Raw genomic sequence first — 19,583 nt, 5'->3', positions numbered from 1 at the left:
TTATATTGGTATGGGTGTGCCGCATGCGGCATCCCTAGCGAAGCGCGTATGTCCGACGGACCGACGCTTCTCCCAAAACAGGTATGCTCTCTCCGACCGAACGTGCGGCGGAAAGATTTTGTCCGCGCTTTTTAGGGCACGGATCCTGATTCCGAACTCTATCGTATCTAGATCTTTTCAACCTGCATGAGGCTGACTTCGACGGGCGTCGCGCGACCGAAAATCTGCACCGTAACGCGAAGCCTGTCTTTTTCCGTATTCACTTCGTCGATGTCCCCGCTGAACGTTGCGAAAGGACCGTCGATGATCTTCACTTTGTCGCCGACGGCGTACGACTGCTTGACGCGCACGGGCTTTTCGCCCTTTATCGCGCCGGACTTTTGCAAAAGGTTTTTCGCTTCATCTGCGGAAATGGGACGCGGACGATCGCTCGGATTCGTTCCGACAAAACCCGTCACACCTTGGATACGGCGGATCGCCGTACAAGTCTTTTTCCAATCGAGTTCGGGCAAATCCATTTCAAGCATGATGTAGCCGGGCAAAAATTTATTTTTTCGCGAATGGTGTTTGCCGTCTTTTACTTCGATGATCTCTTCGACGGGAACTTTGACGTCGGTGACGACAGCGGGATCTATGTCTTTCGACTCGAGCAGCAACCTGATCGTCCGCTCGATCTTCTGCTCATACCCCGTATAGGTGTGCAGAATGTACCAATTCTTTGCCATGCAGCGCTTTCCTATCTCATGATCGCGCGGAACGCGGCGGTAAATCCCAAATCGAGCAAACCGAGTATAACGGCGACAACAAAGGTCGAAACGATAACTACGATTACGGAAGAGACGACGTCGTCACGGGACGGCCAAACGACTTTTTTAAGTTCGGCTTTACTTTCTCGAAAAAATTGAATAACCTTTGACATAGTACCCCCGCTAAAAATGACAGGCCAGGCAGGATTCGAACCCACGACAGGCGGTTTTGGAGACCGCAACTCTACCAGCTGAGCTACTGGCCTAAATTATCGATGCGTACGGATCGCCGCAAGCATCGAATATATAAAACCGCATTCGTAAAACAAGATCTTACGAATACGGACAGAACGCACCGATCAAACGCAAAGCCGCGCGTAATCGGAGGCGTGCTATTTTACTTTTGTCTCTTTATGGACGGTATGCTTACGATCGAAGGGGCAGTATTTGCTCAATTCAAGCTTACCCTGCGTATTTTTGCGGTTTTTCATCGTCGTATAATTTTTTCGTTTGCATTCCGTGCACTGCAGCGCAATGATTTCAACAGCACCTTTCTTTTTACTCGCCATAATGATATCCTCTGATTAAACAGCAATTTCGACTGTTCGAGCCCCCGTGCAGAATCGAACTGCAGACCTCAACCTTACCATGGTTGCGCTCTACCGACTGAGCTACAAGGGCAAACGCGTTTTGTAAGTATATAGAAGTGACGATTTTATGTCAACATCGAATTTGCTCTATATTTGCTATATATCGAATTTGTCCCTTATCGAAAAAATATCACTAAAAAAAATCTACCGGTACTGTCGCATAACACTGAGCGGAACCCGCCAAATCGATTCTATCGCCGTTTTTTAATACGAGGACAAATTTCATTTTTGCCCAATACTGATTGCTCTCGCTCAATATCGCATTGTATAAATCGGTTTCCGCAAGCTCGAAGCGTTGTGTCGAAACGCCGGAAAAAGTATAGACTGTTTGATTTTTTTTGATTTTGATAGGAAGCGTACCCATCAGCTCGCCGCCGTTATGGGCATCGTATACGAATATGTTCGCCTTTTGCGTTTTCTTAGGCTGTTCCGCAAGCGTTATCGTATAAGCGATATCGGAGTACAGGTAATAACTGTCATGCTCGAAAACGACGGTACCCCTTTCCGCTGCAGGCGGCTCATCGTTTTTATCGGAAAAATCTTTTTCGTCCGAATAAACGATTTTTGCATCATTCCACGCGTTCCATGCAAGCGACCACTTTTCGGTATTCGCATTTTTATCGATTATTATGTATTCGAGCGAAGAGCAATCGCCGAAAGCGCATGCCCCGACGTAGCGCACGCTCGCAGGAATTTCTATGCGTTTTAACGAAGGCACGTCGAAAAATGCGTTACGTTGGATTACTTCAAGCCCTTCGGGAAGGGTTATCGCTTCGAGCTGCGTGCAGTCAAAATAACGAAGACGTTTTGTAGTTAACGGCAACACGCAGCTGCGTACCTTTCTGATGTGAAAAAAATCGAGGATGCAATCGTCGCCTGCGTACGTGCATTCCGACAGATCCAAATCGAAATACAGGTTTTGAGGATTTTCGGTTTTCCACGTCACCTGCACCAAACTGTTCTGCGTTTCGGAAGAGAGCACATCTTTTATTTTTATTGAAACGGTTTCGACGGCGGCATCGGGCGAAATTTTATAATTTTCGACATAGGATTTAAATTCGGAAACCGTAAAGGTTTTTTGAGCGAATACGGAAAACGCCGAACAAAACGCCGCAAGCACGATAATCGATTTGCGCATAATTTCTCCTGAGTCGGTTACATTATGAATAAAATGTAAAGTTCCGTCCAGTTGTGCGGCAATATCGACCGCTTACCGCCGCCGCACGAATAAAAAAGCCGCCGCAAAGCACCCGTACAACTCTGCAGCGGCTATCACTCTCTCTGTCTCCGATGTCCTCTATGCGGTATGTTTATGCCGTCAGCGTCTCCTCTTCCGCTTCACCGAAAGCGCTCGCGTTTTCTTTTATAAAACGCAGGGCACGTATTTCGGCTTTGCGTACGGTTTCCGAAGATACGCCGAGCAGCTCGCTCGTTTCAAATAATGTCCGCTGCCCCATGCCGTCGAAATCGTAACGGCAGCACATGACGCTGCCCTCTTCTTTCGGGAGCGTATCGATGAACGCGCGGACTTCCTGTTTTAATATCCTGCCGATCGCAGTCTCTTCCGGTCCCGCACTCGTATCGGGTATACTGTCGCCGAAAGCGGCTTCGTCGTATTCGCTGCACGGAGCATCAAGGCTTACGACGTTCCACGGCATGACGGTGATGTCGCGCACAACTTTTTCTTCGACGTTCAAAACACGCGCGATGTCCCCGTCGGACGGCACAAAACCGTTTTTTGCAAAAAGCTCCGAGCGCGCTTCGTTTACTTTTCGAAACAAATCGATCTTGTTGTCGGGGATATAGATATCCGTCGATTTTGTGTGAACGTAGCGCTGCATATATTGCAGAATCCACGGGTACGCGTACGTCGAAAAACGCGTATGAAACGAAGTTTTGAATTTGGAAAGGGCGGTCATCAAACCGATATTGCCTTCCTGTATCAAATCCATAAAGGGGATATTCGAATCCGCAAAGCGGCCGGCAATGCTGATGACGAGGCGCAGGTTCGAATTGATAAAGCGTTTGCGCGCATCTTCGTCACCCGCGTCGATCTTTTCCAACAGCGCTTTTTCTTCTTCCGCCGTAAGCAGGCGGTAGTTTTTGACTTCATTGAGGTACAGAGCATAAACGGTATCAATTTGTTTTTTCATACATGTGCTCCATCGTAAAAAACCGTTCATATAGCCGAACGGCCGCCCCTTCTCAACCGTCGGTATTCGCCTCACTCCGATATATTTTATAAAAAGCCGAACTCTCGATTATTTATATGCAAATATCATACCAAGTAATTTATTCTCTCGATTTTTTATTAAACCTTTTAATTTGTTGTATTACAATAAATTAAATACCGACAATAAAGAAAACGATATTTTTCGACGAAAATAAAATAAGACACTGTATACTTTTTTATACTGCGGCAATGTGCGGTGGGCACAAGCTGTCTACTTTTGTGCACAGTAAAAGGCGAGTGCCGGCAGATCGACCGGGGGGCATCCGCACTCAGTCGCACGCACTCTTTCACAAAACGGTCGTATGCGATATAATAATCGTATGTTTATCACTTGTCTTGACCTTGAGGGCGTGCTCGTCCCCGAAATATGGATCGCGTTCAGCGAAGCGACCGGTATTCCCGAACTGCGGCGCACGACGCGCGACGAACCGAACTACGATACGCTGATGCGCTACCGGATCGATATCCTCGACAAACACAATCTCGGTTTGAACGAAATCCGCGAAACGATTAAAAAAATCGACCCGATGCCCGGCGCAAAAGATTTTCTCGACGAACTGCGTTCGTTTACGCAAGTGCTCATCTTGAGCGATACTTTCGAGCAGTTTGCCGCTCCGCTTATGGAAAAGCTCGGTCGTCCGACGATTTTCTGCAATACGCTGGAACACGATGCAAGCGGAAAGATCACCGGTTACAAAATGCGCTGCCCCGAAAGCAAACTTTCGACGGTAAAAGCGCTGCAGTCGGTCGGCTTCGAAACGATCGCGGCGGGAGATTCGTTTAACGACCTCGCGATGATCAAAGCTTCCAAAGCGGGATTTTTATTCAAATCGACGGAGCAGATTATTAAGGATAATCCTTCTCTGCCGGCATACACCGAATACTCGGAGCTCCTTACCGGCATTAAAAACGCGATGGGGCGCTGACGGTTTTAAACCGTGAATACGCGGAGCAATTTTTTATTAAATCGCTCCGTATCGTCTTTCAGCATCGTTAAAAAGTCATCTCTGTCGATCGTGCCGAGTACCGCGTCCATTTCTTCGCGGCTTCGGTAGGTCATCTTGCGGTAATAATCGGTATAATCCTTTTCACGCGACGACACCGACAGCGCATACATATCGTTTGAAACGGCAGCGACGCTTTCGACGAGGTTGCGGTACTGCGCATCCGTACATCGTTCAAAGGGAATGCCGTAGACGCATTCCAAAAGATAGAGTGCATAGCGCGTTTTGTCGGTGAGGTAGGAAGCCGCACACGCATCGTAAAAGGCGTGCACTTTTTCCCAACTCGAAATCTCCCCGCCCTTTACCTTTTCACGCAGCTCATCGATTTTTTCGAGCGGGATGATCTGTCCGCCCGCGTTGAGCCACTCGGTGTACAGCGGATGCCGCGCAATTTCCGCAAGGACAGCGGGAGAAACGGAGGCGATATCGTTTTCATCGCAATATTCGATTATCGTTTTTGCGGCAAAATATTTAATAATTTTTCGGTATTGGTGATACGCATACGCCGGACGAAATATCGTCGCACCGTATCTTTTCTGGCACTGCGCGTCGGAAAGGGTAAAATCGGCGTCGGGATTTTTTTCAAAAAACGCTTTCGCTTCTTCGATCCTTGCCGCTTCGATCACGCCTCTCGCAACGTCGCCATCCGCACCGTGCCCGTCTGCAGACGAATGATCTCCGCCCTCGTTCACACCGTCGTCTTCCGCCTCTTCTTTCACGTCCGTCCGTTCGGAAGAATGCATCCGTTCTTTCGCCGTCAAACGAACGATGCGATCGAGTGCCCTCATAATTTCCTGCATCGTATCGGGTGCAAAGGGATCGGTTTCAATGTGCTGCAGCGGCACGACCCGCTTATCGCGCTTTTTGAATTTGTAGCGGTTTCGAACGAGGGCAAACATATCGTACATAAACCACCACGCCGGAAAAATGCGTACGCTTCTGTCTCCGTTTTCTCCGAGCGCGACGAGCGAAAACGGGTACGGGATATCCAGTTCGTATTGATATGACCCCTTTGCGACGAGCACGAACGACGCGAATCGGCTGTTGTGTTTAAAATCGCTCGAAAGAGAAGGCCAAAATCCGCGCGAAGCGACGAGCTCGCCGTCGGGACTGCGCGAATTGTGATTGCTGCCGATCGTCGCGCCCGATGCGATATTCGACTGTCCCATAATAGTCGACGCGATGAGAAAGGACGAATTATGGTGCTGTTCGTGAAACGGAAATAGTAAATTGTTAAGAATTTCGCAGCACGACACGGTCGAATTGTCTCCGAGCACCGAATTCAAAAGCCGCGCGCCGTATTTGAGCTGGCAGTTTTTGCCGATAACAAAGCGCACCGCCACCGCCTGATAAAAAACGCGGCTTCCGTATCCCATGATGCCGTTTACCATTTCGACGCCTTCTCCGATCTGCGACGGTTCCGCTTCTGAGGACAATACCGTGATGTTTTTTAATTTGAACGCGCCTTTTATGTACGCGCATTCTCCGATTTCGGCATCTTTTAAAAGCGTCGTATTTTTTATGACGGCGTTGTTTTTAATAATTCCGTATGTCGCTTCTTCGCTTGCGGTGCCTTTTTCCGTGAGCGCGACAAAGCGTTTCATAAGGGCGCCGTCTTCGCGATAGCGCGACCACAGATACGCGTCGGCGGGGATCATGCTTTTAAACGGAAGCACTTCCCTGCCGCCGTTTTCGTTTGCGACTCCGATCCATATACGGTTTTCTTCAGGCTCGTCCTTTTTTAAAATCCCTTCACCGAATTTCGAATGCGGCGTACAGCTCATCTCCTGTATATTGAACAGCATGACGTTTTTTCCGAGCCGATAATTTTCAAAATACGCGACGTTCCGGATCGCATTGTCGTCGCCGGTCGCGGCGTTTATCAATTTGGAATTGTAGATACCTTCTTCGAGTTCGAGGTCGTGATACTTAAGCATTGCGCGCTTGAGCTTTCCCAAGACGATAAAACCGGAAAACGACGAATCGCGTATGAGAGAGGCATCAAAACATTCGGCATCGACGTAAAAATTTTGCCACAAAGGATCGTCGGATGTATTATGATTTTTTTCAAGCGCTTCGATTTCTTCTTTCGTAAGACCCCGCTTTCCCGCCGTAAGCTCGGACGGAACGGAGAACGATCGCTTATCCGTATACGTTACCTGTACCATAATTGTTTTTATTGTATATACGTAGACGGCGCTTTGTCAAACCGTACACGGCACGTATCCCGACCATCCGTGTCAAAAAATATATTTTACGCTATACTGCTCCCATGACGTTTCGACGAATATTGCGCGCGCAGATTTATACTTTGCTTTTTGCCGTTTGCATTTTTTCGGCTGCAGGCGATGAAGCAGGCATTCTCCGGGGCTTTGCCGAATACACGCTCCAAAACGGTATGCAAGTGTTCGTACTCGAAGACTTCGCAGCCGCCCCGATCAGAATCGAATACGCGGTAAAGGCGGGCACAAGAGAGCAGACGCCGAAAACGGCGGGATTTTTTCCGCTCTATACGCGGCTCTTTGCGGAAGCGGGCAAAGCTTCGTATCCCGAACAGGAGGACGATTGGATCCTCGACTCGGCAAAGATTTCGTGCGATGCGGATGCGGTGCGCTGCGTTGTGACGATCGCACCGGGTGAAATCGAAAAAGCGCTTTCCGAACTTGCGTACTGCGCGTTTTCCCCGTCGTTCAGCGATGCGAACATAGTGGCGCAATTTACCGCGCTCAAAAGCGAAGTGATGAATTATTCGTTCAGCACTGCGGGATTTATCAACGCAAGCATAGACGCGCGCATCTATGCTGCAGCCCCGTGGAAACGGGATTCGGGAGTTTACCCGGCTCTGTTTACGAAAACGCCGCTCGCAGGTGTCCGTTCGATCCTCATGCATATAGCCCGATCTTACTATGTGCCGCAGAACAGCGCGCTCTTTATAAGCGGCGGTATACGAAAAGAAGCGGCGCTCAAAGCCGCGGAAAAGACATTCGGCGCATGGCCTGCAGGTGTCGTCGTTCCCGCGCAGACAAAAACCGCTTCCGAAACCGCTTCTCGCAAAACACAAAAGCGGAAATTCGTCATCAGCGACCCGCTCTTTTCATCCGACTTGACGCAGATCGTCGTGCAGTATACATCCCTTTCGGCGGCGCAGGCGGATATGGCGGCGGAAGCGTTCAACTTTCGCTCATCGTCGTTCAAATCGGCCGTACTGTCGCGCAAAGAACTCGGTATCCGCTCGTCAGACTATATCGATGCCGCCTCAATGCATAAAAACGGAGAAGTGCGACTCGTCTTTCAATCGCTCTTCGAAAAATCGAAAACGTCTCCCGACAAACAGGCTGCCGCCTTTATCGCGTGCGTAAAAGATGCCCCTCGTTCTTTATCGAGCGCGGAACTCATGCGCGCACAACAAAACCTCGCAGCAGAATATCGCATGCGATTCGGTAATGCGGCATCCCTTATGAACGCGCTTTCCGAACAGTGGGCATCCGATCGTACGGGGCAAAAAACGGAACCGTTCGTTTCGCAGATTTTCGACGCCGCCGACGATATCATCAATTTCGACGCCGCGGCATTTGAAACCGACTATGCGAGCGAAGAGCCGTTCGTGTTCGTGCTCGTCAACAGCAGCGTCTACAAACGCTTTGCAAAAGCTTTTGCACATGCCGGCTATGAATCGGTAACGCAAAAAAACGGATCGTGGTATACGCAGGAATTGTACAAAAACATAACGGATGAAAATCTCGCCGAAGAAAAAGCGGAAGAGCCGTCCGACGACGTTTCCGCCGCAGCGTTTTACAGGGCGAAAAACCGTGCGGCCTTTTCGTCGTTTACACTTACAAATGGCATCCCCGTCGTATGCAAACAAAACGCGTCTTCGCCGTCCGCCCTCGTCATGCTTTCCGTAAGCGGCGGAGAACTCGGTTCCGCGTCGAAGCCCGGCTTTTTTTCGCTCCTCATCTATGCGCTCGCCGACAATATCCAAAAAGAAATCGATACGCAAAGAGCGCTCGGCACGATCGACGGTACGCCTTCCGTCCGCGCGGAAATCGATTTAACGAGCGGAACGATTTCGATCGAAAGCTTTGCCGACGATATGAGCGTCATCATGCCGTGCATATCGCGCGCGCTCATCTACGGCGACATACGGCCCGCCCAAGCGGACGGACTTGTGTACAACGCGCGCTCGCAAAAGCGCCTGCGCGACGGAAACACCGCTCATCAATTATACAGCCGCGCCGTCGCCGAACTATTTCCCGGTACACCGTACACGGCGGTGTTCGACAGCAACAGCGATATCCTCGAGCATACGCAGTATGCCGATGTACTTGCCTCTTATCCGTCGCTCCTCGACGCGAGCCGTTATACGATCATCATTGCAGGCCGCTTCGCCCCCCTTATCATACGCGATACGCTCTCATCTTCTCTCGGTATGCTCGCCCCGCAGACGCCGCGCGAAAAAGCGAAGACTGCAGTCTCCACCCCCGTCTTTCCGAGCGACGAAAAGGGCAAGCGGATTTCCGTAGCACTTCGCCATCTTTTTTTGACCGACACGCCGGCAAAAGATGCGGGCCCCCGCCCCGAAACGCTCGTTCCGACAAAGGATTTTTCCGATCCCGTGCAGTATTGGCTTCCGTCTCCGACCGATGCGAGAGAGCGAACGATATTCAATGCGCTCCTTTCAGCGCTTCGAAATCGCCTTCGAAAAAATGCCGCCTCTCTCTCAGCGGATATCGCCGTACATACGGACGGAGCGACACATGCGATGCAGGCGGCCGTCATCACTTTTACCCATGCCGGGCGTACCGATGCGATCGATAAACGCTACGCCGAAACGATCGCGGCGTTCGGCGCGGAAATCGAAGACGATGCGACCTTCGCGCGCGTCAAAGCGGAAATACAAAACATCCGGGTGCTGGAAGAGCTTTCGCCTACGCAGACAAACCGCGGCACGGCGCTCCTCATGCATGAAGGGCTCGAAGCGGCGGAAAGCGGAGACGCGCTCACCGACGCGCAGACCTATCTCGCCTCCTACGAAATCATCGACGATATTTCGCGCGAAGAAGCCTGCGCCGTTTTCAAAGCTTACTTTCGGGCACCCGCGCCGCTCAGGCTCTATTCGAAAGATTCGAAACGGTAAATCCGATGTTCGTGCGTATACGCAAAATCGTTTCGCACGATTGACACGGCATTTGATTTGGAATACAGTAAATTATCAATGTTATCTGCTATGGATATCGTACGACAGAACAATGCAAAACCTCATCGTACTATCGCCAGAATTACACTTTTTCCGTCTTTATATTCTTCACACAACAAGGAGTTAACATGAAGAGATCGATCATCGTCGCAGCGCTCGTCGCTGCAGTCGTCGGAGCCGCGGCTTTTGCCAACGGTGTTGAAAACAAAACGAATATGAATCCCGGATACTTGCGAAATCCGAGCCGCAATGCGGAAACGAAGCGCCCCGAAGCGGTCTTTTACAATATCGCGGGTACGGGCTTTTTGGAAGACGGCTTGTACTTCGATGCGGGCAATCAATTCGTATTTAAAAAATACACGAACTCGTTTCCTGCAAATGCAGTCCCTCCTGATATCGTAGACAAAAAAGATTTCAGCGATAAGACGGCCGTATGGCTCTACCCGAACGTCGACATCGTATACAAACACGGACCCTTTGCCGTATTCGGAAATTTCGGCATCTACGCCGGCGGCGGAAAACTTTCGTATAAAGACGGTACAACGGTAACAAGTATTCCATTGCTCGGTCTACCCGGCAGCCAGCCGAAAGATCATTCGCTTGATATTTCGTCCATGACCTACGGCGAGCAGATCGGATTTACGTACTGCCTGAAAAACTTTATCTCCTTTTCCGGCGCGCTGCGCCTGCTCCAGGCAACTCAGACAATGGAATTAAAAGTCGATGATGCGGTTTTTATCGGTGCTAACGGCGGAAATAAAATCAGCTACGATGCAAGCGCTTTCGGCGTCGGCGGCGTGTTCGGCATCGATGTACGTCCCTTCCCCGCCCTCACGCTCTCAACACAATTTCAGCTCCATTCCGATATGAAGTACGAAGTAAAAAACGCGAAAGGGAATGTGGCGTCTACAATCGGTGTTGTAAACGGTAAAAAATTCCATACCGATTTGCCTGCGGCGCTGAACATGGGTGCGGGCTACCAAGTGCTGAAACCGCTGTACGTATCTGCAAGCTTTAACTACTACTTCAACTCCTTTGCACAGCTCAATTCGGTACTCGGAAAATCAGACTACAAAGATTCGTGGGAATTGGCGACGGGAGCCGATTACGACATCAACGATAAGGTGACGGCGAGTTTAGGACTGTCCTACGGCAACCAGGGAACAAAGAAAGCGGTAAACAGCGCTTTCAGCCCCGTGTTGGACAGCCTCGCGATCGGTACCGGCGTCGAATACCGCCCTATCGACAACCTCACGCTTACGCTCGGCCTCTTGTACATACAGTACTTTAAGCAGGATTATTATATCAAAGACGGAGCCGTAAAAACCGAACTCAACAAGCAGATCTTTATGACGAGCATCGGTGCGACCTACCGGCTCCCCATATAAGTTTTTTAATCATCGGTACGCGAAACCGTTGAAAAAGGGGCTGTCCCGGAAGGTGTTAAAACTTCACAAAGGACAGCCCCTTAATTTTTTTCGTATATAACACTTTCGCGATATCGCATCTTCGTGCCGTTTATGCGCCGAACAAAAATGCGAGCGTCTGTGCATCGGAAACGATATTGTCGAGAATGCAATATTCATCGCCTTGATGAGCCATGTCGTCTAGCGTGCTCCATACGGCGGCGTTGTAGCCGAGCTCCCGGAGCGGAGCTGCGACGGTGCCTCCTCCGATGCCGATCGTCCGAGCGGTTTTTCCGTGCACCGCTTTGAGCGCTTCGGAAAGCTTTTGCACGACGGGAGCGTCGACGGGAGTTGCCGGCGATTCACCTGCCTGCGGCATCGTATATTCGATTTTTACGCCGTATTTTTTTTCTATCGCTTTGCAGCGCTTATCGACTTCAGCGTACACTTCTTTGAGCGTATAGCACGGGATGATCCTGCAGTCCATGCAGAACACGTCTTCTCCCGGAATGATATTGATGCCGGCTACGTTTTGCATCCTCATCGTCGGCTCAAAGGTCGAACAGTCGGGCGTAAAAAGCGGATCGCGTTTGTCGAACACGTCTTTCATATCGTGGAGCGAAAGCGCAAGGGCATCGGAGGCAAGACAGGCGTTGCATCCGGTGTCGGGACGCGAGCCGTGCGTCTGTTTGCCCGTTACGCGGAAGCGGAGCCATAAAATATTTTTTTCGGCGACTTCGATCGTTTCGCCCTTTGCGTCTCCGCCGTCGGGAATGATAATGATATCGTCTTTGCGGAAAAGTTTGTGCGCTTTTAATAAATATTTTATGCCGTATTCGCTGCCCACTTCTTCGTCGGCCATAAACAAAAGTTTGACCGTGTGTTCGGGCATGATACCGCACTTCATATACGCGAGGGCGGCAAAGACGCCGGACGTGAGCCCCTGCTGATTGTCTTCGACGCCGCGCCCGTAGAGCTTGCCGTCTTTTTCGACGACTTTCCACGGATCGGAATGCCACAGCGATTTTTCGCCGACGGGTACGACATCCAAATGCGCCATAACCCACACCGAAAAATCGTCCGATTTGCCGGGAAGCGTTACGACGGCGTTCGGTCGTATGCCGCTTGCAACGCGCGGATCGGGCGCATCGCAGCGTTCGATATTCGTAAACCCTTGTTCACGCAGCCACGCGATAAGCGCTTCGCATTTTTCGATTTCGCCCTGTCCGCCGTTTTCCGGAGCGAGGGCGGGATGGCTTGTCAAAAGCGTTTCGAGCGCGACGATATCGCGTTTCGAAGATGCAATATAATCGAAGAGTTTTTGTTTCGTATCTTTATCCATTTTTTTACCTCACAGCGCAATACTATTGTGCATTGTATTTTTGATACGCGTTCCACGTCGTGCGGACGAGCGTATCCGTATCGGAATACCGCGCTTTCCAGCCGAGTTTTTCGTACGCATATTTGCTCGTCGCAACGAGGGATGCGGGATCTCCTGCACGGCGAGCGACATAGTCGGCAGGGATCGGGCGGCCTGTGATGCGCCGCGCGGCTTCGACCATCTCCGTCACCGTCGTGCCTTTTTCACTTCCGAGATTTACCGAAATGCTTTCGTCGTGCTCTGCGATGTATTCGAGCGCTTTTACGTGTGCGGCGGCCAAATCGCTTACGTGCACGTAATCGCGGATACAGGTTCCGTCGCGCGTATCGTAGTCGCTGCCGAATATTTTGAGCTTTTCGCGCATACCGCAGGCGACTTCCATGATCACCGGCAAAAGGTTTGCGGGATTTTGTTCGAGACCCGAGAGTTCGCCGTCGACGTCGTAGCCTGCGGCATTGAAATAGCGGAGCGCTGCAAAACGCAAACCTCGCAGTTTTTCGTACCACGCCATAAACTCTTCGATCGAAAGCTTCGTATAGCCGTAATAATTTTCGGGATGCTTCGGATGGCTTTCGTCAATCGGAAGATACTGCGGCTCTCCGAATACGGCCGCGGACGACGAAAACACCATGCGCTTGCAGCCGTGAGAGGCGGCTGCGTTCAAGATATTGAGCGTACCGTTGATATTGTTAATAGAATATTTTTCGGGAGCGATCATCGATTCGCCTGCCGCTTTGAAAGCCGCCAAGTGGATAAAAGCGTCAAAGCCTTTTGCAAAGGCCGCATCCAAATCGCCGGGGATCAAAATCGTTCCGTATATGAATTCGTTTTCTTTAAAAAGATTTTGGCGCAATCCGCTCGAAAGATTGTCGAAAACGGTCACGCGATGATTTTTCTTCATCAATTCTTTAACGACGTGGCTGCCGATATATCCGGCGCCGCCGATTACCAACACGTTCATGTATGCCTCCGCTACAGCGGTAAGTATAGCGCATTTTCAGCGCAGCCGCCATAGTCCATCCGCACGCTGATCGTTCGGCTCGGCGATATGCGATCGATTTATCTGCTTTTTTTATATATCGATAAAAGTTGCTGTAGTCATTGCACGGAGCTTTCGCTTCCGACGAGGCACATCCATTCGGCTTCCGCAGCCAAAACGTCGCCGACATAGGCCTTGCCCGACTGTTTTACCATGTGAGCCGAAACGCGCAGATTCGTGATTTCCATGCGCACCGTATCGCCGGGACGCACTTGATTTCGAAACTTTACTTTATCGACCGTAGCGAGAAAAAACAAACTGCCTTCCTGAAATTTCTTTTGAAAGCTGAGCGCCGCTCCTCCCGCCTGCGCCATCGTTTCAACGAGGATAACGCCGGGCACGACGGGATACTGCGGAAAATGTCCCTTAAAAAAGAAATCGTCGTCGGTAAATTTCCGCGTACTTACACTGCCTTTTTCATCGCACGAAAGTATTTCGTCGACGAATAAAAACGGCTTTCGGTGCGGTAAAAGAGATGCGATATCGTTCGTAACCATAAGTCCCCCCTAATGCGTTTGCAGGCTGAATATCGAGTTTGAAAACATTAATTTTGACGCCGTGCTTTCGGCGATATTGTTCGTTTTCAAACCCGCCATTCAGTTTTACAAAAAGGAAAATATTAAATTCTTTTCAGTACGATAACGCCGTTGTGTCCGCCGAAGCCGAAGGTCGAACTCATCGCACAGTCGACTTTGCATTCGATGCCTTTGTTCGGCGTATAATTCAAATCGCACCCGCCTTCGACATCCTGTTCGTCGAGATTGATCGTCGGAGGAATAAAACTTTCTTCGATCGCTTTGACTGCAAACATCGCTTCGATTGCACCGGTAGCTCCGAGGCAGTGTCCGGTCATGCTCTTCGTCGACGATATGTGCAGCTTTTTCGCGTTTTCTTCGCCGAACGCGATCTTCAGCATCTGCGTTTCGCAAGGGTCGTTCTTTTTCGTCGCCGTCCCGTGCGCATTGTAATACTGCACTTCTTCCGGCTTTACACCCGCGTCTTTGAGCGCTTCCGTCATAGCCGCCGCTCCCCAAACGCCGTCAGGGTTCGGAGCGGTCAAGTGATAACCGTCGCTCGTTCCGCCGTAGCCTGCGAGTTCGGCGTATATCTTCGCTCCGCGTTTTTTCGCATGTTCGTATTCTTCGAGAACGAATACCGCGCTGCCCTCGCCCATGACAAAGCCTTCGCGCTTTTTGTCGAAGGGACGGCTTGCCGCTGCGGGATTGTCCGCAAAGGAAGTCGAAAGCGCGTGGAGCACTTCAAAGCCCGCGATGCCGAATCCGTTGATCGTACTCTCGGCTCCGCCGGCCAGACAAATATCGCGCCTGCCGCCTCTGATAAAATCGAGTGCATCTCCGAGTGCGTCCGAACCGCTCGCGCATGCAGTCGTCACCGTATGTGCCGGCCCGTGAATGCCGAGAGCCATAGAAATGTTACCGCACGCTTCGTTCGGGATCAGTTCGGGGATCGTCATAGGCGGCAGACGGTGCTGCGGACTCTGAGAATATTTGATACAGCACTCTTCGTTCACTTCAAAGCCGCCGATACCGACGCCCATAAAGATCGCGGCGTCTTTGATGACATCGCTGTTCGCTTCGATAGACGCATCGTCGAGCGCCATCTTTGCCGCGGCGACCGCATACTGCGAAAAGCGCGCCATTTTGCGTGCCGCTTCGGGATTCATATACTTGGTCGCGTCGAAGTTTTTTACTTCGCCCGCGTATCGCGCCTTAAACGTACTCGCATCGAAATGCGTGATGAGCGCAACTCCGCTTTTACCCGCTTTTGCCGCAGCCCACGTTTCCGCAACCGAATTTCCGATCGGGGTAACAGCTCCCATACCCGTTATAACAACACGCCTCTTTTCCATAACCGCAAACTCCTGTTTATTCATTCAAGAAATTAATAATTATTAAATTAAAACCGCGAGCGTCATGCACCCATGCCGCCGTCTACGCCGAGCACTTGGGCCGTAACGTATGCCGACAGATCGCTTGCCAAAAACAGCACCGCGTTCGCGACGTCTTCGGTTTGCCCCGCGCGTTTGAGCGGGATCTGAGCGACCCACGCTTCGCGCGCTTTTTCATTCACCGCCTTTGTCATGTCCGTTTCGATATAGCCGGGCGCTACGGCGTTTACGCGTACGCCGCGGGAACCGACTTCTTTTGCAAGGCTTTTCGTATAGCCGATGAGACCCGCTTTGCTCGCGCTGTAGTTGACCTGCCCCGCCCCGCCGTGTATGCCGACGATGCTCGACATATTGATTATCGAACCGGATTTTTTGTGAATCATATCGTTTGAAACGATCTGCGTTGCAACGAACACCGCAGTGAGATTGACGTCGAGAACTTTTTGCCAATCTTCGATTTTCATGCGGAACGAAAGACCGTCCTTCGTGATGCCCGCGTTATTGACGAGCACGTCAAATCCCCCGGAAGCCGAAAGCGCTTCTTTAACGACTTCCGAAAGGCGGGCGGCATCTCCCGCATCGACAGCAAGTTCGTGAAAAGCCGTACCCTGCGATGAGGCGAACCGTTCCAGCTCCGATTTCGCTTCCGACGGATGCGAGCAGAGACCCCACACTTCCGCGCCTTCGCGCAAAAAAGTTTCTACGATCTTTCGACCGATGCCGCGGCTCGATCCCGTGACGAGCGCCTTTTTACCTGTAAGCAGCATCACTCGACTCCGCCTATCGATTCGGCCGAATTGACAGGTGTACTCGGCCGCTTTTCGCCGAAAGGAGAATCGCGCCAAAGCCCGCTCAGCACTTTGCCGACGCCCGGCTCAAGTACGCGCCATTCGTTTGCGGGATCCGCATCCATGACATCGGCGAGCACTTTTTCTTCCAAAGTCCACCGCACCGGATTCGTCAAATGCAGCACCGCATTTTTTTTCGCATCGCTTCCTTTGACGACTTTTTCTCCGGTTACGTTGCTGAACAAATCGATTTTAGGATCGGCAAAGCTCACATCAGCGATAGCCTTTTCAAATTCGTCGGCGGCTTTTTGCATGAGCGGACAATGGAAGGGACCTGCAACCGAAAGCCTGATCGCACGCCGCGCGCCCGCTTCGGTACACGCTTTTTCGGCTGCGGCAAGACCGTCGGCCGTACCGCTGATAACCGTCTGTTTGACACTGTTTAAATTTGCGGCGTACACATCTTTAAGACCGCCGCAGATCTCCTGCACCTTTTTAGGCGGCAAACCGATGATTGCGCTCATACCCGGAGCATGACCTGCATTTGCGGAAGCGATCTCTTCGCACACGCGCTGCATTATCTCGCCGCGCTTTTGCACGACACGGATGAGGTCTTCAAATGAAAGGACTCCCGAAATGCCGAGCGCCGGAAATTCGCCGAGGCTGAATCCCATAGCAGCGGACGGCACGATACCCTTCGATTTCAACGCTTCGGAAACCATGAGAGACGCGGACGTGATCGCGAGCTGACTGTTGTCGCTGCGGCTCAGTTCCGCCTGATCCGTTTCCCATAAAAGCTTTGCCATATCTCTGCCGGTAATCGATGAAACGGAATCGAGCAGCTTACGCGATTCGGGAAAAGATTCGCACACGTCTTTCATCATGCCGGGTTCCTGTGCGCCCTGACCCGGAAACAAAAAAGCATATTTTTTCATTGGTACCTCGTCAAAATCAGAATGACAAAACACCGTATTTTGTCATTCTCAATACAATTATATAATAGTGAAATTACGGGTTTTGTCAAGACGAGTATCGCGGACTGTCAAGAACACGTGATATTTTCGTACGAGTGACAGACGAGTTTCGAGGACAGACGAGACGATTTACAGATAACTTTGAAACTGCGAAGTTATAACTTGCAATAATACAGCAAGTTATAACTTCATCGAAATCTCAAAAATCATTGAAGGCGAGTTTCTCGAGATGTATATTTATTTATCCCACAATTTTTCAGGATAATACCCCGCTTCGATCTTTTTCGCGATTTCCGCTTTGACGATCGCTTTGTCTTCGGGATAAGTCATGCCGAACCAATTTTCGTCCGACGTAAAAAAGCGGATGCTTCCTTTGCCGCTTTTGACGATTTCGCCTGCGGCGACGGGGAGAAGCGCTTCGGCTTTTTCGCTTTCTGCGTTGTGCGCGATAAAATCTTTCCAGAATTTATTAAACGAATCGAATGCCGCGGGAGAAAAGCCGAAAAGATTCATACTTACCCATTCTTTTCCCGTCATCGATTTTTTTTCGCCGTCGATTTCGCTTACGATGCCCTCTCCTTCATAATAGATTTTGAGGTTTTCGACGATGGAATCGAGACAGCCGTCTTTTACCGTGCAGACGCCGCGGGAAACGGAACCGCTTTTGCTCATCGTATTGCCGAGCACATAGCCGACCATCGCGTGGGCGGTGCTGTCGTTTGCGATCCCCGAAAGATAGGTGCCGATCGTTTTAAAAGCAGACCTCCCGTAGTAGTCGTCCGCGTTGACGACGGCAAAGGGAGAGGCGATCGCATCTTCTGCGCAGAGTACGGCATGTACCGTGCCCCACGGTTTTTTACGGTTTACAGACAATCGCTTTTCTTCTTCGGTAAGCAGACTGTCGTGAGTTTGAAAAACGTATGTTGCATCGAAATTGCGCGCAACGCGGTCGAACAGCCGTTCGCGGAAATCGTGTTCGATATCTTTTCTGATAATGTAAACGACCTTTCCGAAGCCCGCTTCCCTTGCATCGTACGTCGCATAGTCGAGCAGGCATTCGTTGTGCAGCCCTACCGCGTCGATCTGTTTGACCCCGCCGTATCTGCTTCCCATTCCCGCCGCAAGAACCAATAATGTCGGTTTCATCTTTACCTCCCGAATCGCCGCTTACAAAAGACTTTCCAGCGCAAGCCTAATCATATTGTCAAAGGTCGTCTGTCTCTCTTCCGCCGTCGTCTCTCCGCCCGAAACGATGTGATCGCTCACGGTAAGGATCGCGAGCGCTTTCCGTCCGAACTTCGCCGCAAGCGTATACAGTTCCGCCGCTTCCATCTCTATACCGAGCACGCCGTAGCGCGCCCACGTTTTCCAATTTTGGTTTTCATCGTAAAAAAGATCGCTCGACGCGCAGGGGCCGACGGCGACTTTTATGCCGAGCTTTTTTGCGCTCTCATAGGCCGTAAGCAAAAGCGAAAAATCGGCGGATGCGGAAAAATGCAGATTGCCGAAACGCTGCGTCATAAGAGAAGAATCGGACGAAGCGGCGTTTACGAGGATCGTGTCGCGCAATGCGAGGGACGCTTGGATCGCGCCGCAGGTACCGACGCGGACCGCTTTTTGAACGCCGTAAAATTGGAAAAGTTCGTTCACATAAATCGAAAGCGAAGGCTGCCCCATGCCTGTTCCCTGCACCGATATGCGTTTTCCTTTGTACGTGCCGGTATAGCCGAACATATTGCGCACTTCGTTATAGCGCGCGGCATTTTCCAAAAAATGTTCGGCTATATACTTTGCCCGAAGCGGATCGCCGGGAAGCAAAACGGATTCCGCGATCGCCCCCTCAGGTGCATTGATATGAGTACTCATAGTTATCGATTATAAAGCGTAATCGATGAAAAGGCAATCGGATTTTACAGGCTGTCACAGACACACGATACGCGACGAGGAACATGACGAATGCGGATCTTCGTTTTCATCAAGACGATAAGGACATCGATTGTTATTAATAGGTCGAGTTTAGAAAGTATCAACCCATAACGCTGTGCTCTCGGCTCGAACTTCGTTCGGCTTAGCCTCGCTACCGAGTTAGCTTTGCAAACTCACCGTATATGCGCCGCAATTATCATATAAAAATAAAAAGCCCGGCAGCTGCCTACTTTCCCGCATTTAGAGCAGTATCATCGGCGCAAGGGAGCTTGACTTCCGTGTTCGGAATGGGAACGGGTATTTCCTCCCCGCTATGGCCACCGGGCAATA

General features: G+C 50.8%; 17 protein-coding genes, 2 tRNA genes and 1 rRNA gene. 3 read left to right on the top strand and 17 right to left on the bottom strand.

The genetic code is table 11. The features are described from left to right. Positions 1–167: 167 nt before the first annotated feature. The 7 genes from nusG to JSQ97_RS08855 all read right to left on the bottom strand — a co-directional run bounded on the left by nusG (position 168) and on the right by JSQ97_RS08855 (position 3,549). Positions 168–725 (bottom strand): transcription termination/antitermination protein NusG, encoded by a 558-nt coding sequence (nusG, locus tag JSQ97_RS08885; protein ID WP_187385547.1) that lies wholly within the window; start codon positions 723–725, stop codon positions 168–170. An 11-nt stretch (positions 726–736) separates the two neighbouring features. Continuing rightward, positions 737–919: a preprotein translocase subunit SecE gene (gene secE / locus JSQ97_RS08880; protein ID WP_205075725.1), complete on the bottom strand. Its 183-nt coding sequence runs from the start codon at positions 917–919 to the stop codon at positions 737–739. Between the two features lie 20 nt (positions 920–939). Further along, a tRNA-Trp gene (locus JSQ97_RS08875) sits at positions 940–1,012 on the bottom strand. Positions 1,013–1,138: 126 nt separating this feature from the next. Continuing rightward, the gene (rpmG, locus tag JSQ97_RS08870) at positions 1,139–1,315 is read right to left on the bottom strand and encodes a 50S ribosomal protein L33 (protein ID WP_021330783.1); all 177 of its coding nucleotides are present in this window, start codon (positions 1,313–1,315) and stop codon (positions 1,139–1,141) included. 39 nt (positions 1,316–1,354) lie between these two features. Beyond that, a tRNA-Thr gene (locus JSQ97_RS08865) sits at positions 1,355–1,427 on the bottom strand. Positions 1,428–1,529: 102 nt separating this feature from the next. Next, a complete protein-coding gene (locus JSQ97_RS08860; RefSeq protein ID WP_205075724.1) occupies positions 1,530–2,534 on the bottom strand; it encodes a leucine-rich repeat protein in 1,005 nt (334 codons plus the stop codon). Between the two features lie 172 nt (positions 2,535–2,706). Then, on the bottom strand, positions 2,707–3,549 hold the full coding sequence (locus tag JSQ97_RS08855; RefSeq protein ID WP_205075723.1) for a sigma-70 family RNA polymerase sigma factor: 843 nt from the start codon (positions 3,547–3,549) through the stop codon (positions 2,707–2,709). A gap of 400 nt (positions 3,550–3,949) precedes the next feature. On the opposite strand from JSQ97_RS08855, the gene thrH reads away from it, so the two are divergent. Continuing rightward, on the top strand, positions 3,950–4,555 hold the full coding sequence (gene thrH / locus JSQ97_RS08850) for a bifunctional phosphoserine phosphatase/homoserine phosphotransferase ThrH (RefSeq protein ID WP_205075722.1): 606 nt from the start codon (positions 3,950–3,952) through the stop codon (positions 4,553–4,555). A 5-nt stretch (positions 4,556–4,560) separates the two neighbouring features. On the opposite strand, the gene JSQ97_RS08845 is transcribed toward thrH, so the two are convergent. Continuing rightward, complete coding sequence (locus JSQ97_RS08845; RefSeq protein ID WP_205075721.1) at positions 4,561–6,801, bottom strand: DUF4954 family protein; 2,241 nt, start codon at positions 6,799–6,801, stop codon at positions 4,561–4,563. A gap of 104 nt (positions 6,802–6,905) precedes the next feature. Here JSQ97_RS08845 and JSQ97_RS08840 point away from each other — a divergent pair, with 104 nt between their 5' ends. After that, entirely contained in the window at positions 6,906–9,770 is a 2,865-nt protein-coding gene (locus JSQ97_RS08840; protein WP_205075720.1) for an insulinase family protein, read from the top strand. Positions 9,771–9,958: 188 nt separating this feature from the next. Continuing rightward, positions 9,959–11,218, top strand: a complete 1,260-nt coding sequence (locus JSQ97_RS08835) for an OmpP1/FadL family transporter (protein WP_205075719.1) — start codon at positions 9,959–9,961, stop codon at positions 11,216–11,218. A gap of 130 nt (positions 11,219–11,348) precedes the next feature. Here JSQ97_RS08835 and JSQ97_RS08830 read toward each other — a convergent pair whose 3' ends face one another. The 9 genes from JSQ97_RS08830 to rrf all read right to left on the bottom strand — a co-directional run bounded on the left by JSQ97_RS08830 (position 11,349) and on the right by rrf (position 19,578). Next, the gene (locus JSQ97_RS08830; RefSeq protein WP_205075718.1) at positions 11,349–12,578 is read right to left on the bottom strand and encodes a M20 family metallo-hydrolase; all 1,230 of its coding nucleotides are present in this window, start codon (positions 12,576–12,578) and stop codon (positions 11,349–11,351) included. Positions 12,579–12,600: 22 nt separating this feature from the next. Next, positions 12,601–13,578, bottom strand: a complete 978-nt coding sequence (gene galE, locus JSQ97_RS08825) for a UDP-glucose 4-epimerase GalE (RefSeq protein WP_205075717.1) — start codon at positions 13,576–13,578, stop codon at positions 12,601–12,603. A 137-nt stretch (positions 13,579–13,715) separates the two neighbouring features. After that, complete coding sequence (fabZ, locus tag JSQ97_RS08820; protein ID WP_205075716.1) at positions 13,716–14,153, bottom strand: 3-hydroxyacyl-ACP dehydratase FabZ; 438 nt, start codon at positions 14,151–14,153, stop codon at positions 13,716–13,718. Between the two features lie 122 nt (positions 14,154–14,275). Beyond that, positions 14,276–15,526 (bottom strand): beta-ketoacyl-ACP synthase II, encoded by a 1,251-nt coding sequence (fabF, locus tag JSQ97_RS08815; protein ID WP_205075715.1) that lies wholly within the window; start codon positions 15,524–15,526, stop codon positions 14,276–14,278. A gap of 62 nt (positions 15,527–15,588) precedes the next feature. Beyond that, positions 15,589–16,332, bottom strand: a complete 744-nt coding sequence (fabG, locus tag JSQ97_RS08810; RefSeq protein WP_205075714.1) for a 3-oxoacyl-[acyl-carrier-protein] reductase — start codon at positions 16,330–16,332, stop codon at positions 15,589–15,591. Next, complete coding sequence (locus JSQ97_RS08805) at positions 16,332–17,288, bottom strand: ACP S-malonyltransferase (protein WP_205075713.1); 957 nt, start codon at positions 17,286–17,288, stop codon at positions 16,332–16,334. Before JSQ97_RS08805 ends, fabG begins: the two co-directional genes overlap by 1 nt. Before the next feature lie 276 nt (positions 17,289–17,564). Beyond that, on the bottom strand, positions 17,565–18,473 hold the full coding sequence (locus tag JSQ97_RS08800) for a nucleotidyltransferase family protein (protein ID WP_205075712.1): 909 nt from the start codon (positions 18,471–18,473) through the stop codon (positions 17,565–17,567). 21 nt (positions 18,474–18,494) lie between these two features. Beyond that, positions 18,495–19,193, bottom strand: coding sequence for a purine-nucleoside phosphorylase (gene deoD / locus JSQ97_RS08795; protein WP_205075711.1), 699 nt, complete (start codon positions 19,191–19,193; stop codon positions 18,495–18,497). Between the two features lie 273 nt (positions 19,194–19,466). Next, positions 19,467–19,578: ribosomal RNA gene (gene rrf / locus JSQ97_RS08790) — 5S ribosomal RNA — on the bottom strand. Between the last annotated feature and the right edge of the window lie 5 nt (positions 19,579–19,583).

Source organism: Treponema sp. Marseille-Q4523 (assembly GCF_016901105.1).
Taxonomy (GTDB): domain Bacteria; phylum Spirochaetota; class Spirochaetia; order Treponematales; family Treponemataceae; genus Treponema_D.
Note: the sequence above shows the minus strand (reverse complement) of the source record. Positions and strands in the feature narration are given on the sequence as shown.

Bases quoted from the DNA above. Each gene is read 5' to 3' on its own strand.
- nusG (WP_187385547.1), bottom strand. From the start codon at position 725: ATGGCAAAGAATTGGTACATTCTGCACACCTATACGGGGTATGAGCAG.
- secE (WP_205075725.1), bottom strand. From the start codon at position 919: ATGTCAAAGGTTATTCAATTTTTTCGAGAAAGTAAAGCCGAACTTAAA.
- rpmG (WP_021330783.1), bottom strand. From the start codon at position 1,315: ATGGCGAGTAAAAAGAAAGGTGCTGTTGAAATCATTGCGCTGCAGTGC.
- JSQ97_RS08860 (WP_205075724.1), bottom strand. From the start codon at position 2,534: ATGCGCAAATCGATTATCGTGCTTGCGGCGTTTTGTTCGGCGTTTTCC.
- JSQ97_RS08855 (WP_205075723.1), bottom strand. From the start codon at position 3,549: ATGAAAAAACAAATTGATACCGTTTATGCTCTGTACCTCAATGAAGTC.
- thrH (WP_205075722.1), top strand. From the start codon at position 3,950: ATGTTTATCACTTGTCTTGACCTTGAGGGCGTGCTCGTCCCCGAAATA.
- JSQ97_RS08845 (WP_205075721.1), bottom strand. From the start codon at position 6,801: ATGGTACAGGTAACGTATACGGATAAGCGATCGTTCTCCGTTCCGTCC.
- JSQ97_RS08840 (WP_205075720.1), top strand. From the start codon at position 6,906: ATGACGTTTCGACGAATATTGCGCGCGCAGATTTATACTTTGCTTTTT.
- JSQ97_RS08835 (WP_205075719.1), top strand. From the start codon at position 9,959: ATGAAGAGATCGATCATCGTCGCAGCGCTCGTCGCTGCAGTCGTCGGA.
- JSQ97_RS08830 (WP_205075718.1), bottom strand. From the start codon at position 12,578: ATGGATAAAGATACGAAACAAAAACTCTTCGATTATATTGCATCTTCG.
- galE (WP_205075717.1), bottom strand. From the start codon at position 13,578: ATGAACGTGTTGGTAATCGGCGGCGCCGGATATATCGGCAGCCACGTC.
- fabZ (WP_205075716.1), bottom strand. From the start codon at position 14,153: ATGGTTACGAACGATATCGCATCTCTTTTACCGCACCGAAAGCCGTTT.
- fabF (WP_205075715.1), bottom strand. From the start codon at position 15,526: ATGGAAAAGAGGCGTGTTGTTATAACGGGTATGGGAGCTGTTACCCCG.
- fabG (WP_205075714.1), bottom strand. From the start codon at position 16,332: ATGCTGCTTACAGGTAAAAAGGCGCTCGTCACGGGATCGAGCCGCGGC.
- JSQ97_RS08805 (WP_205075713.1), bottom strand. From the start codon at position 17,288: ATGAAAAAATATGCTTTTTTGTTTCCGGGTCAGGGCGCACAGGAACCC.
- JSQ97_RS08800 (WP_205075712.1), bottom strand. From the start codon at position 18,473: ATGAAACCGACATTATTGGTTCTTGCGGCGGGAATGGGAAGCAGATAC.
- deoD (WP_205075711.1), bottom strand. From the start codon at position 19,193: ATGAGTACTCATATCAATGCACCTGAGGGGGCGATCGCGGAATCCGTT.